A 12,829-nucleotide genomic window follows, 5' to 3' on the forward strand; every position below is an offset into this window, starting at 1 on the left:
GCGATGAACACGGTCAGGCGCGGCCTGGGCAACTCTCTGGTGCAGGCCTTCCTCGTGCTGATCGGCCTGGTCTGGCTCACCCCGCTCGCGGGCCTGTTCCTCTCCTCGCTGCGCTCGGCGCAGGACACCGCGAAGGGCGGCTGGTGGACGGCGCTGGCCGCCCCCGGGCAGCTGTCCTTCGACAACTACTCGGCCCTGCTGAAGAACGCCGGGATGACCCAGGCCTTCTGGAACACCGTGCTGATCTCGGTGCCGGCGACCACCCTGGTCGTCGTCATCGCCGCACTCGCCGGATACGCCTTCGCCTGGCTGGACTTCCCCGGCCGCGAGCCGCTCTTCCTGCTGGTGGTGGCCCTGCTGGTGGTACCGGTGCAGATCGGCCTGCTGCCGGTGGCCAAACTCTTCGGCCAGCTGGGCCTGTTCGGCACGATCCCCGGCGTCGTCCTCTTCCACGTCGCCTACGGTCTGCCGTTCGCGGTGTTCCTGCTGCGCAACTACTTCGCCGAGATGCCGAAGGAGATGCTGGAGGCGGCGCGGATGGACGGCGGCAGCGAGTGGCGCATCTTCACCCGCCTGGTGCTGCCGGTGGGCCGCCCGGCCATCGCCAGCCTCGCCATCTTCCAGTTCCTGTGGGTCTGGAACGACATGCTCGTCGCCCTGCTCTTCGCCGACAGCTCCTCCCAGCCCCTCACCGTGGAACTCCAGTCCCAGATCCGCCAGTTCGGCAGCAACATCGACGTCCTGGCCCCGGGAGCCTTCCTGTCCCTGATCGTGCCGGTGGTGGTGTTCTTCGCGTTCCAGAAGCACTTCGTCCAGGGGGTGATGGCCGGTTCCGTCAAGTGACGACGGGAACGCCCCCCGGCTGCCCGCGCCGGCGCTGCGCGGCCCTCCTCCGCGGCGTCCCCGACGGCGGCACCGGACGGCACCCGGAGACCGGAAACGACAAAGGGCGGCGGGAAGGCCCGTCGCCCTTTCTCGTGGTCATGCGCTCAGGCACTCACGGGGAGGCCGGTGGATACAGCGACCGCGGCAGCTGTGAGGCTGCCGCCGAGTCCAGGAGCCACAGCGTGCGCTGGCGGCCCTGCGCTCCGGCCGCCGGGGCCTGTACCTCGCCCGCGCCGGACAGGGCGATGGCCACGGCCTGCGCCTTGTCCTCGCCGGCCGCGAGGAGCCAGACCTCGCGGGCCGAGCGGATCGCCGGGAGGGTGAGCGAGATGCGGGTCGGCGGCGGCTTGGGTGCGCCGTGGACGCCGACCACCGTGCGCTCCGTCTCGCGGACCGCGGGCAGCTCCGGGAAGAGCGAGGCCACGTGGGTGTCGGGCCCGACGCCCAGCATCAGGACGTCGAAGGAGGGTACCGAGCCGTGGTTCTCCGGCCCGGCGGCCTTGGCCAGTTCCGCCGCGTAGGCCTCGGCCGCCGCCTCCACGTCCGTACCGTGCGGGCCGTCGGAGGCGGGCATGGCGTGCACGCGCTCCGGGTCCACCGGCACGGCGTCCAGCAGGGCCTCGCGGGCCTGCGTGACGTTGCGCTCCGGGTCGCCCTCCGGAAGGTAGCGCTCGTCGCCCCACCACAGGTCCAGACGGCTCCAGTCGATGGCGTCCCGGGCCGGGGCCGCCGCCAGCGCGGCCAGCAGGCCGTTGCCGTTGCGGCCGCCCGTGAGGACCACCGACGCGTGGCCCCGGGAGGCCTGCGCGTCCACGATCTTCGTGATCAGACGGGCCGCGGCGGCCTGCGCCATCAGTTCCTTGTCGTGGTGCACGACCAGCTGCGGAGTGCTCACTTCGCCGCCGCCTTCTTCGCCGGGGTCTTCTTCGCCGTGGTCTTCTTGGCCGCCGCCGTCTTCCTGGCGGGAGCCTCGATGGCCTCGGCCGGGGCCCCGGCCTCGGCATCGGCATCGGCATCGGCTTCCGCCCGGGGTCCGGCGACCGTGGCCTCGGAGCCCGGGTTCAGACGCTCCACGCCGTAGCGCAGGGCCGACGCGTAGGTGTCGTCCGGGTCGAGCCGGCGCAGTTCCTCCGCGATCAGCTCGGCGGTGTCCCGCCGCTTGAGTGCCACCGCGCGGGCCGGCTGGCCCTCGATGGCCAGGGTGGCCAGCGAGCCGTCGGCACGGTCCAGGACGATCGGGCCGCAGCTGGTGTCCATGCGGACGGCGGTCAGGCCCGGCCCCGAGGAAAGGGAACGCTTGACGGGGACGTCCAGCCGGTCCGCGAGCCACATGGCGAGCAGCTCGCAGCTCGGGTTGAACTCCTCGCCCTCCACCTCGACGGCCTGCACGTCACAGACCACCTGGTCCAGGGCCGCCGCCAGCATCGAGCGCCACGGCGTGATCCGGGTCCAGGACAGGTCGGTGTCGCCGGGCGTGTAGGCCTCGGCGCGGGCGGACAGCTCCCGCACCGGCTGCTCGGCGGCGTAGGTGTCGGTGACCCGGCGCTGGGCGAGCGCGCCCAGCGGGTCCTTCGCCGGGTCCAGCGGGGCGTTCACCGGCCACCACACGACGACCGGGGCGTCCGGCAGCAGCAGCGGCAGCACGACCGAGTCGGCATGCTCGGCGACCTCGCCGTACAGCCGCAGCACCACCGTCTCACCGGTGCCCGCCTCCGCGCCCACCCGGACCTCGGCGTCCAGGCGGGACGTCGTACGGTCGCGCGGGGAGCGGGAGACCCGCTTGATGACCACCAGCGTGCGCGAGGGGTGCTCGCGCGAGGCGTCGTTGGCGGCCTTCAGGGCGTCGTAGGCGTTCTCCTCGTCGGTGACGATGACGAGGGTGAGGACCATGCCGACGGCGGGAGTGCCGATGGCGCGGCGGCCCTGCACGAGCGCCTTGTTGATCTCGCCGGCGGTGGTGCCGGTCAGGTCTATCTTCATGGGCGGCGCCAGCTCCGTCCGTCTCGTGCGAGCATCTCGTCCGCCTCGGCGGGGCCCCAGGTGCCCGACTTGTACTGCGCGGGCCTGCCGTGCTTGTCCCAGTACACCTCGATCGGGTCGAGGATCTTCCAGGACAGCTCGACCTCCTCCGTGCGCGGGAAGAGGTTGGCGTCGCCGAGCAGCACGTCCAGGATCAGGCGCTCGTAGGCCTCCGGGCTGGACTCCGTGAAGGACTCGCCGTAGGCGAAGTCCATGGACACGTCACGGATCTCCATCGAGGTGCCCGGCACCTTGGAGCCGAAGCGGACCGTGATGCCCTCGTCCGGCTGGACGCGGATGACGATCGCGTTCTGGCCCAGCTCCTCCGTCGCCGTGTGGTCGAAGGGGGAGTGCGGGGCCCGCTGGAAGACGACGGCGATCTCGGTGACGCGCCGGCCCAGGCGCTTGCCGGTGCGCAGGTAGAAGGGGACGCCCGCCCAGCGGCGGTTGTCGACCTCCAGCTTGATCGCCGCGTAGGTGTCGGTCTTCGACTTCGGGTCGATGCCCTCCTCTTCGAGGTAGCCGATGACCTTCTCGCCGCCCTGCCAGCCGGCCGCGTACTGTCCGCGGACGGTGCTGCGGCCCAGGTCCTTGGGCAGCCGGACCGCGCCCAGCACCTTCTCCTTCTCGGCGGCCAGTGCGTCCGCGCCGAAGGAGGCGGGCTCCTCCATGGCCGTGAGGGCCATGAGCTGGAGCAGGTGGTTCTGGATGACGTCCCGGGCGGCGCCGATGCCGTCGTAGTAGCCGGCGCGGCCGCCGACGCCGATGTCCTCGGCCATGGTGATCTGCACGTGGTCGACGAAGGACCGGTTCCAGATCGGCTCGAACATCGTGTTGGCGAAACGCAGCGCCAGTATGTTCTGGACCGTCTCCTTGCCGAGGTAGTGGTCGATCCGGAACACCTGGTCCGGCTCGAACACCTCGTGCACGACCTTGTTCAGCTCCTCGGCCGACTTCAGGTCGTGGCCGAACGGCTTCTCGATGACCGCCCGGCGCCAGGAGCCGCCGCTCTGGTCGGTCAGGCCGTGCTTCTTCAGCTGCTGGATGACCACCGGGAAGGAGCGCGGCGGCACGGACAGGTAGAAGGCGAAGTTGCCGCCCGTGCCCTGTGCCTTGTCCAGCTCCTCGATGGTGGCGCGCAGCCGCTCGAAGGCCTCGTCGTCGTCGAAGGTGCCCTGGACGAAGCGCATCCCCTGGATGAGCTGCTGCCAGACCTCCTCACGGAAGGGCGTGCGCGCGTGTTCCTTGACCGCGTCGTGCACGACCTCGGCGAAGTCCTCGTGTTCCCAGTCGCGGCGGGCGAAGCCCACCAGCGAGAAGCCCGGCGGCAGCAGACCCCGGTTCGCGAGGTCGTACACCGCGGGCATCAGCTTCTTGCGCGACAGGTCGCCCGTGACACCGAAGATCACCAGACCCGACGGCCCCGCGATGCGCGGGAGCCGTCGGTCGGCGGGGTCACGAAGCGGGTTCGCTCCGGAACCTGAACGGGGTGACAACTTCAGCCCTCCGAGGGGGCGAGGCGCTGCAGCTCCGCCTCGGTCGACTTCAGCAGGTCGTTCCACGACGCCTCGAACTTGTCGACGCCCTCGTCCTCCAGCACCTGTACGACGTCGTCGTATGAGATGCCGAGCGCCTCCAGCGCGTCGAGGTCGGCGCGAGCCTGCTCGTAGGTGCCGGCGATGGTGTCACCGGTGACCTCGCCGTGGTCCTCGGTGGCCTCCAGGGTGGCCTCCGGCATGGTGTTGACCGTGTTCGGCGCGACCAGCTCGGTGACGTACAGCGTGTCCGGGTAGGCCGGGTCCTTGACACCGGTCGAGGCCCACAGCGGACGCTGCTTGTTGGCGCCCGCGTTCTCCAGCGCGGTCCAGCGGTCGGAGGAGAAGACCTCCTCGTAGGCCTGGTAGGCCAGACGCGCGTTGGCGACGGCGGCCTTGCCGCGCAGCGCCTTGGCCTCGTCGGTGCCGAGGGCCGCCAGCCGCTTGTCGATCTCGCTGTCCACGCGGGACACGAAGAAGGACGCCACGGAGTGGATCTTCGACAGGTCGAGACCCTTCTCGCGCGCCTGCTCCAGACCGGAGAGGTACGCGTCCATCACGGCCCGGTAGCGCTCCAGGGAGAAGATCAGCGTGACGTTGACGCTGATGCCGCGCCCGATCGTCTCGGCGATCGCCGGCAGACCCGCCTGGGTGGCCGGGATCTTGATCAGGGTGTTCGGGCGGTCGACCAGCCAGGCCAGCTGCTTGGCCTCGGCGACGGTCGCCCGGGTGTTGTGCGCCAGACGCGGGTCCACCTCGATGGAGACCCGGCCGTCCTGGCCGTCGGTGGCGTCGAAGACCGGGCGCAGGATGTCGGCGGCGTCGCGGACGTCCGCCGTGGTGATCATGCGGACGGCCTCTTCGACGGTGACCTTGCGGGCGGCGAGGTCCGCGAGCTGCTGCTCGTAGCCGTCACCGCTGCTGATCGCCTTCTGGAAGATCGTCGGGTTGGTGGTGACGCCCACGACGTGCTGCTGGTCGATCAGCTCGGCGAGATTGCCGGACGTGATCCGCTTGCGCGACAGGTCGTCCAGCCAGATCGCGACGCCCTCCTCGGAGAGGCGCTTGAGTGCGTCTGTCATGGAATTACATCTCCTACGTGTCGTATATGAGCGTCAGCGCTGGGCGGCGGCGAGGGATTCCCGGGCCTTGGCGGCCACGTTCTCGGCAGTGAAGCCGAACTCGCGGAAGAGCACCTTGCCGTCGGCGGAAGCACCGAAGTGCTCCAGGGAAACGATGCGGCCGGCGTCCCCGACGTACTTGTGCCACGTGAGGCCGATGCCCGCTTCCACCGCGACCCGCGCCTTCACGTGCGGCGGCAGGACGCTGTCCCGGTACCCCTGCTCCTGCTCCTCGAACCACTCGACGGACGGCATCGACACGACCCGCGTCGGCACCCCGTCGGCCTGCAACTGCTCGCGCGCCTCGACGGCCACGTGCACCTCGGAACCGGTGGCGATCAGGACGACCTGGGGCTCACCGCCGTCGGCCTCGAACAGGACGTAGCCGCCCTTGGCCGCGTCGTCGTTGGGCTCGTAGACCGGCACGCCCTGGCGGGTCAGCGCGAGGCCGTGCGGGGCGCCCTTGCCGAACTCCTTGGTGTAGCGCGACAGGATCTCGCGCCAGGCGATCGCGGTCTCGTTCGCGTCGGCCGGGCGGACGACGTTCAGGCCGGGGATCGCGCGCAGCGAGGCCAGGTGCTCGACCGGCTGGTGGGTGGGTCCGTCCTCGCCGAGGCCGATGGAGTCGTGCGTCCACACGAACGTCACCGGCAGGTGCATCAGGGCCGACAGGCGCACCGCGTTGCGCATGTAGTCGGAGAAGACGAGGAACGTACCGCCGTAGATACGGGTGTTCCCGTGCAGGGCGATGCCGTTCATCTCCGCGCCCATGGAGTGCTCGCGGATGCCGAAGTGGATGGTCCGGCCGTACGGGTCGGCCCCCGGCAGCGGGTTGTCCGCCGGCAGGAAGGAGCTGGTCTTGTCGATGGTCGTGTTGTTGGAGCCGGCGAGGTCGGCGGAGCCGCCCCACAGCTCGGGGACGACCGCGCCGAGCGCCTGCAGCACCTTGCCGGAGGCGGCACGCGTCGCGATGCCCTTGCCCGCCTCGAAGACCGGGAGCTTCTCCTCCCAGCCGGTGGGCAGCTCGCCCTTGCTGATGCGGTCGAACTCCAGGGCCCGCTCGGAGTTGTTGTCGCGCCACTCCTGGAAGGACTTCTCCCACTCGGCCTTGGCCTGGCGGCCGCGGTCGAGGGCCTCACGGGTGTGGTCGAGCACCTCGGCGGAGACCTCGAAGGTCTTCTCCGGGTCGAAGCCGAGGACACGCTTGGTGGCCGCGACCTCGTCGTCGCCGAGGGCCGAGCCGTGCGCGGCCTCGGTGTTCTGGGCGTTGGGGGCCGGCCAGGCGATGATCGAGCGCATCGCGATGAAGGACGGCCTGTCCGTCACCTTCTTCGCGGCCTCGATGGCGTTGTAGATGGCGTGCGGGTCGAGGTCGCCGTCCGGCTTCGGGGCGATCCGCTGCACGTGCCAGCCGTAGGCCTCGTACCGCTTGACCGTGTCCTCGGAGACGGCGGTCTCGGTGTCGCCCTCGATCGAGATGTGGTTGTCGTCCCACAGCAGGACCAGGTTGCCGAGCTTCTGGTGACCGGCCAGCGAGGAGGCCTCGGCGGAGATGCCCTCCTGGAGGCAGCCGTCACCGGCGATGCAGTAGACGAAGTGGTCGAAGGGGGACTCGCCCTGCGCGGCGTCCGGGTCGAACAGGCCGCGCTCGTAGCGGGAGGCCATGGCCATGCCCACCGCGTTGGCGACACCCTGGCCGAGCGGGCCGGTCGTCGTCTCGACGCCCTTGGTGTGTCCGTACTCCGGGTGGCCGGGGGTCTTCGAACCCCAGGTGCGGAAGGCCTTCAGATCGTCCAGCTCCAGGCCGAAACCGGCCAGGAAGAGCTGTGTGTAGAGGGTCAGGGACGAGTGGCCGGCGGACAGCACGAAGCGGTCGCGGCCGACCCACTCCGGGTCGGCCGGGTCGTGCCGCATCACCTTCTGGAAGAGGGTGTAGGCGGCCGGTGCCAGGCTCATCGCCGTACCGGGATGGCCGTTGCCGACCTTCTGTACGGCGTCGGCGGCCAGGACGCGGGCGGTGTCCACGGCCCGCTGGTCCAGCTCGTTCCACTCAAGGTCTGTGGTGGTCGGCTTGGTGCTCACCCTGGGTCAGGGCTCCTCTCCACATGTCGGTCGCCGGTCGTCGGGGCATGCGCCCACCCCCCGGCCGCCGGTGCGCTTCTGCTCACCGGCCGTGTTGAGCCTACCCCCGTGAGGACGTGCATTTTTTCGAGTGATTCCAGACTGCCGGGACTCTGTGCGATCCGCCTCCCGACTGGCCGAGAAGGCATTCGGCACATGAATACGGAGCCGCTCATCTGACCGCTCAATCGAGCCCCAGGACCCCTCGAATGGGACGCCCGCCAACACGACCCCACCCCCGCGAAGGCCGGGGTATGGGCAACGTCTAAAGTGGCGTGGTACGCGCGAGCCTTTACCGGTACTTCACACCGGGAGGCTTGCTGGGATGTCTCTGTCAGGGGTGTGCGTGACGGCCGTCGAATCCCGTCCTGGGGGCGCCTCCCAGGCCGTCAAGGCTCTGGAGGAAGGCTCGCTCGGTGCAGCGGGCCAGGGCCCGGTTCACCGGCCGTTCGGGGCCCGTGTCAAGGCGTTCGTGGCGCTGACCAAGCCGCGGATCATCGAGCTGCTGCTCATCACCACCGTTCCGGTGATGTTCCTGGCGCAGCAGGGTGTACCCGACCTGAAGCTGGTCCTGCTGACCTGCATCGGCGGCTACCTCTCCGCGGGCGGCGCCAACGCGCTGAACATGTACATCGACCGGGACATCGACGCCCTGATGGACCGCACCTCGCAGCGGCCGCTGGTGACCGGCATGGTCAGCCCGCGCGAGTGCCTGGCCTTCGGCATCACCCTGGCGGTCGTCTCCACGCTGCTGTTCGGGCTGACCGTCAACTGGCTGTCGGCCTGGCTGTCCCTCGGAGCGCTCCTTTTCTACGTCGTCGTCTACACGATGATCCTCAAGCGGCGCACCTCGCAGAACATCGTGTGGGGCGGCATCGCCGGCTGTCTGCCGGTGCTGATCGGCTGGTCCTCCGTCACGAACTCCATGTCGTGGGCGCCGGTCGTCCTCTTCCTCGTCATGTTCTTCTGGACGCCGCCGCACTACTGGCCGCTGTCCATGAAGGTCAGGGAGGACTACGCGCGCGTGGGCGTGCCGATGCTCCCGGTGATCGCCTCCAACAAGGTGGTCGCCCGGCAGATCGTCATCTACAGCTGGGTGATGGTCGCCGTCTCCCTGCTGCTGACCCCGCTCGGCTACACAGGCTGGTTCTACACGGTGGTCGCCCTCGCAGCCGGAGGCTTCTGGCTCTGGGAGGCGCACGGCCTGCAGAACCGGGCGAAGGCCGAGGTGACCGGCGTGAAGCTGAAGGAGATGCGGCTGTTCCACTGGTCGATCACCTATGTGTCGATCCTCTTCGTGGCTGTCGCGGTGGACCCCTTCCTGCGCTGACGCACGTCACAGGGCCCTGCCCTCGCCAGTCCATCTACTCGTGAGTAGCATCCAGGTCATGGCAGACACGCAGCAGGTTGACCCGAAGGCCGAGCGCACGGCGACCCGGCTCGCCCACCAGATCAGCGCCTTCGCCAAGGCGCACGGCGGCGCCGAGGGCCAGGTGGCCCACATCGGTGAGCGCGGCGCGCGCATCGTCCTGGTCGGCGAGGACGGCGGCTGGGGCGACCTGGTGGCTCCCAGCACCGAGATCGCCCGGCAGGCGGTGGAGAAGTCCGGCATCACCGTCCACGAGTCCTTCGACGGCGAGTTCGCGGCGAAGGTGAAGACGGGCCCGTACGAGTGGAAGCGCATGGCCGGCATCCAGATCGGCGGCTGAGCAGCGCACCCTCCGGGGCGCGCCGCTGCGTGGGCATGCGGCTCAGCCGCGTGCGCGCGAGCAGTCCCGGACGGCCGGCGGTCGTTCGAACGAACCGCAGCCCCGGGCCGGACCGCGACCTCAGTCCCGTTCACCCGTTAGGACGTGTAAGACCACGACCCACGGGGAGCCGGAATGATCGAAACGCCGTCCCTGGTGGACCAGTACTGCCACGGCGTCCTGCGCACGGAGCTGGGCCTCGGCACCTTCGAGGCCCAGCTGGCCCGCACCGAGGGCCCGCCCGCCGCCGGCACCACCCTGTTCGACACCCAGACCGGTTTCGCCGTACGGCGCTGGTGCCCGCCGCTGCTCGGCCTGGACCCGCACTGCCCGCCCGCCCTCTATCTGGCCAGGCGCCGTGAACTGGGGGTGCTGGAGGCGGGCCGCAGACTGCTGCGCGGCAGCGGCATCACGACGTATCTGGTCGACACGGGCCTGCCCGGCGACCTCACCGGTCCCTGCGAGATGGCCTCGGACGGTGCTGCCCAGGCCCACGAGATCGTCCGTCTCGAACTGCTCGCGGAGCAGGTCGCCGACACCTCCGGCACCGTCGAGTCCTTCCTCGCCAATCTCGCCGAGTCGGTGCACGGCGCGGCTGCCGAGGCCGTCGCCTTCACCTCCGTCGCGGGCCTCAGGCACGGCCTGGCCGTCGCGCCCGAACCGCCCGGGCCGGGCGAGGTGCGGGGGGCTGCGGCCCGCTGGCTGGCCGGGCGGCGCGTCGGCGGCGAGCTGACCGACCCGGTGCTGCTGCGGCACCTGCTGTGGATCGCGGTCGCCTCGGGACTGCCCCTCCAGCTGCACGCCGGGCTGGGGCAGCCGGGCTCGCGCATCGACCGCACGGACCCGGTGCTGCTCACCGACTTCGTCCGGGCCACCGCGGGCCTCGGCACCGACCTGATCCTGCTGCACGGCTACCCGTACCACCGGCACGCCGCCCACCTGGCCGGCGTCTTCCCGCACGTGTACGCCGACTCGGGCGCCGCCCTCGTCCGTACCGGCGCCCGGGCGGCCACGGTCCTCGCCGAGATCCTGGAGCTGGCCCCCTTCGGCAAGATCCTCTTCTCCAGCGGTGCCCACGGCCTGCCCGAGCTGCACGTCGTCGGCGCCAGCCTGTTCCGCGAGGCCCTGGCCCGGGTGCTGGGCACCTGGGTCGCCGAAGGCTCCTGGAGCCTCGGGGACGCGCAGCGGGTGGCCAGGATGGTCGCGGCGGACACCGCACGGCGGGTGTACGGGCTGGGCTGAGGGCCCCGCCGCGGCGCGCCCCTACCTCGGGCCGGCGAGCGGCGCGCAGGTGACCCCGTACGGGTGATTCACGCGCGCGTGCCCACCGTTACCCCGGCCGAGGGGCCGGGCAGGTCCAGGGCGGCCTGCGGGCGTTCCCGCAGGGACAGCAGGACGCGCAGTACACCGATCCACACCAGGCACGAGCCGAGCATGTGGAGGCCGACGAGGGCCTCGGGCAGGTGGGTGAAGTACTGGACGTAGCCGATGACGCCCTGGCCGAGCAGGATCAGGAACAGGTCGCGGGTCCGGTCGAGGGGACCCCTGGGGGCGTCCACGGCCTTGAGGACGAACCACAGGGCGAAGGTGAGGGTCACCACGATCCAGGCGAGCACCGCGTGCAGCTTGCTGACCGTCTCCCAGTCGATCGGGATCCGCTCGACCTCCTGGGAGTCACCCGCGTGCGGCCCGGCGCCGGTCACCACCGTGCCCGCCGCGATCAGCAGCACGGACGCGGCCACCAGGAACCACACGAGTTGCTGCACGGCCTTGCCGACCAGCGGCCGCGGCGCCTCGTCTCCCTCACGGGCGCGCTGCCACGTCACCGTGGCGACGGCGATGAGCGCCGAGGAGAGCAGGAAGTGCGCGGCGACCGTGTACGGGTTCAGGCCCACCAGGACCACGATGCCGCCGAGCACCGCGTTGCCCATGACCACCCAGAACTGGGCCCAGCCCAGCCGGGTCAGGCTGCGCCGCCACGGCTTCTCGGAGCGGGCGGCGATGATCGCCCAGCCGACGGCCGCGCACAGCACGTACGTCAGCATCCGGTTGCCGAACTCGATGACCCCGTGGACGCCCATGGCGCTGGTGGTGGTCAGTGAGTCGTCGGTGCAGGTGGGCCAGGTCGGGCAGCCCAGGCCCGAGCCGGTCAGGCGGACGGCACCGCCGGTGACCACGATGACCACCGACATGACGAGCGCGGCGAGCGCGGCCCGGCGGACCGTCCGGAAGTGGGGGGTCCAGCGGTCGGCGATGAGGGCGAGCGGGTTGCGCAGGGCCGCTACGGCGTCGGCGCGGGTCAGCTTTGGCACGCGCACCATCGTAGGCCCGTCGCTTGTGCACGCTTTCACGAGGGTCCCGCCTTGGCGCGTGTCCGCGCCCGCGCCCCGCGTTCCGGGCGCTGCCTCCGGCCCACGGCGCCTGATTCAGGCGTGCCGTGCTTGCTCGGGCGTGTGGTGCCGGTTGCCGGCGTGCCGCGCTTGCTCAGGGCGAGCGGTGTCTCTTCCCGACGTGCCGTGCTTGCCCGCGGCCCCGATGGCCGATTCCGCCCCACGGCGCCTGCTCCCCGCCCCGGTATCTCCTCCCGGCGCGCCCGTGCCTACTCCCAGCGGAAGAACTTCCCGGCCGCGGCCAGCCCCACGACCGCCCATCCGGCGAGGATGCCCAGGTCGCCCCAGGGCACCCCGGCGCCGTGCTGGAGCACGTCCCGCAGGCCGTCCGAGAGCGCGGAGATCGGCAGCAGTCCGAGGACGTGCTGTCCGGCCGGGCCGAACTTGTCGAGCGGGACGATCACCCCGCCGCCCACGAGCAGCAGCAGGAAGACCAGGTTGGCGGCGGCCAGGGTCGCCTCCGCCTTCAGCGTGCCGGCCATCAGCAGGCCGAGCCCGGAGAAGGCGGCCGTGCCGAGGACCAGCAGGAGCACCACGGAGACCGGGTCGCCGTGCGGGGACCAGCCCAGCGCGAGGGCGATCGCCGTCAGCAGGATCACCTGGAGGACCTCTGTGACCAGGACGGACGCCGTCTTCGCGGTCATCAGACCCCAACGGGGCAGCGGAGAGGACGCGAGCCGCTTCAGCACGCCGTAGCGGCGCTCGAACCCGGTCGCGATGGCCTGCCCGGTGAACGCCGTCGACATCACGGCCAGGGCCAGAATGCCGGGGGCGAGGAAGTCGACCGCCCGGCCCTTGCCGGTGTCGACGATGTCCACCGAGCTGAAGAGCGCCAGCAGCAGGGCCGGGATCACGACCGTCAGCAGCAGCTGCTCGCCGTTGCGCAGCAGCATCTTCGTCTCCAGTGCCGCCTGGGCCGCGATCATGCGGGGCAGGGGCGCCGCACCCGGCTTGGGGGCGTACGTACCGGTCGCGGTCGTCACGAGCGCAGCTCCTTGCCGGTCAGTTCG

11 protein-coding genes are annotated in these 12,829 nt (G+C 71.0%); 4 read left to right on the forward strand and 7 right to left on the reverse strand.

Features of this window, described 5'->3' with window-relative positions:
• Positions 1 to 3: 3 nt before the first annotated feature.
• Positions 4 to 843: a carbohydrate ABC transporter permease gene (locus ACFZCP_RS12590; protein WP_362680614.1), complete on the forward strand. Its 840-nt coding sequence runs from the start codon at positions 4 to 6 to the stop codon at positions 841 to 843.
• A 154-nt stretch (positions 844 to 997) separates the two neighbouring features.
• Here the strand turns inward: ACFZCP_RS12590 and pgl are convergent, their stop codons facing one another.
• From pgl to tkt, 5 genes are read right to left on the reverse strand one after another with little or no spacing between them, the layout of a single operon-like run.
• Positions 998 to 1,780 (reverse strand): 6-phosphogluconolactonase, encoded by a 783-nt coding sequence (gene pgl / locus ACFZCP_RS12595; RefSeq protein ID WP_391426600.1) that lies wholly within the window; start codon positions 1,778 to 1,780, stop codon positions 998 to 1,000.
• Positions 1,777 to 2,865 carry a glucose-6-phosphate dehydrogenase assembly protein OpcA gene (gene opcA / locus ACFZCP_RS12600; RefSeq protein WP_391426602.1) on the reverse strand — a complete coding sequence of 363 codons (1,089 nt, stop codon included), beginning with the start codon at positions 2,863 to 2,865 and terminating at the stop codon, positions 1,777 to 1,779. The genes pgl and opcA overlap by 4 nt, the downstream gene beginning before the upstream one ends.
• Positions 2,862 to 4,400, reverse strand: coding sequence for a glucose-6-phosphate dehydrogenase (gene zwf, locus ACFZCP_RS12605; protein ID WP_391426604.1), 1,539 nt, complete (start codon positions 4,398 to 4,400; stop codon positions 2,862 to 2,864). Before zwf ends, opcA begins: the two co-directional genes overlap by 4 nt.
• 2 nt (positions 4,401 to 4,402) lie before the next feature.
• Positions 4,403 to 5,521 carry a transaldolase gene (tal, locus tag ACFZCP_RS12610; RefSeq protein ID WP_391426606.1) on the reverse strand — a complete coding sequence of 373 codons (1,119 nt, stop codon included), beginning with the start codon at positions 5,519 to 5,521 and terminating at the stop codon, positions 4,403 to 4,405.
• Positions 5,522 to 5,554: 33 nt separating this feature from the next.
• On the reverse strand, positions 5,555 to 7,642 hold the full coding sequence (gene tkt / locus ACFZCP_RS12615; protein WP_391426608.1) for a transketolase: 2,088 nt from the start codon (positions 7,640 to 7,642) through the stop codon (positions 5,555 to 5,557).
• Positions 7,643 to 8,021: 379 nt separating this feature from the next.
• On the opposite strand from tkt, the gene ACFZCP_RS12620 reads away from it, so the two are divergent.
• From ACFZCP_RS12620 to ACFZCP_RS12630, 3 genes are all read left to right on the forward strand, one after another.
• The gene (locus ACFZCP_RS12620) at positions 8,022 to 9,011 is read left to right on the forward strand and encodes a heme o synthase (protein WP_391426907.1); all 990 of its coding nucleotides are present in this window, start codon (positions 8,022 to 8,024) and stop codon (positions 9,009 to 9,011) included.
• 58 nt (positions 9,012 to 9,069) lie between these two features.
• Positions 9,070 to 9,390 carry a hypothetical protein gene (locus ACFZCP_RS12625; RefSeq protein ID WP_362680410.1) on the forward strand — a complete coding sequence of 107 codons (321 nt, stop codon included), beginning with the start codon at positions 9,070 to 9,072 and terminating at the stop codon, positions 9,388 to 9,390.
• Positions 9,391 to 9,564: 174 nt separating this feature from the next.
• Positions 9,565 to 10,671 (forward strand): amidohydrolase family protein, encoded by a 1,107-nt coding sequence (locus tag ACFZCP_RS12630; RefSeq protein WP_362680413.1) that lies wholly within the window; start codon positions 9,565 to 9,567, stop codon positions 10,669 to 10,671.
• A 68-nt stretch (positions 10,672 to 10,739) separates the two neighbouring features.
• On the opposite strand, the gene ACFZCP_RS12635 is transcribed toward ACFZCP_RS12630, so the two are convergent.
• Both ACFZCP_RS12635 and ACFZCP_RS12640 read right to left on the reverse strand, forming a co-directional pair.
• Positions 10,740 to 11,750: a COX15/CtaA family protein gene (locus ACFZCP_RS12635; protein ID WP_391426611.1), complete on the reverse strand. Its 1,011-nt coding sequence runs from the start codon at positions 11,748 to 11,750 to the stop codon at positions 10,740 to 10,742.
• Positions 11,751 to 12,028: 278 nt separating this feature from the next.
• Entirely contained in the window at positions 12,029 to 12,802 is a 774-nt protein-coding gene (locus ACFZCP_RS12640) for an ABC transporter permease (RefSeq protein ID WP_391426613.1), read from the reverse strand.
• Positions 12,803 to 12,829 lie beyond the last annotated feature (27 nt).

Source organism: Streptomyces sp. NPDC007971 (genome assembly GCF_042958635.1).
GTDB lineage: Bacteria > Actinomycetota > Actinomycetes > Streptomycetales > Streptomycetaceae > Streptomyces.

Excerpts from the sequence above, each read along its gene's own strand:
- ACFZCP_RS12590 (WP_362680614.1), top strand. The coding sequence starts at position 4 with ATGAACACGGTCAGGCGCGGCCTGGGCAACTCTCTGGTGCAGGCCTTC.
- opcA (WP_391426602.1), bottom strand. The coding sequence starts at position 2,865 with ATGAAGATAGACCTGACCGGCACCACCGCCGGCGAGATCAACAAGGCG.
- tal (WP_391426606.1), bottom strand. The coding sequence starts at position 5,521 with ATGACAGACGCACTCAAGCGCCTCTCCGAGGAGGGCGTCGCGATCTGG.
- ACFZCP_RS12625 (WP_362680410.1), top strand. The coding sequence starts at position 9,070 with ATGGCAGACACGCAGCAGGTTGACCCGAAGGCCGAGCGCACGGCGACC.
- ACFZCP_RS12630 (WP_362680413.1), top strand. The coding sequence starts at position 9,565 with ATGATCGAAACGCCGTCCCTGGTGGACCAGTACTGCCACGGCGTCCTG.
- ACFZCP_RS12635 (WP_391426611.1), bottom strand. The coding sequence starts at position 11,750 with ATGGTGCGCGTGCCAAAGCTGACCCGCGCCGACGCCGTAGCGGCCCTG.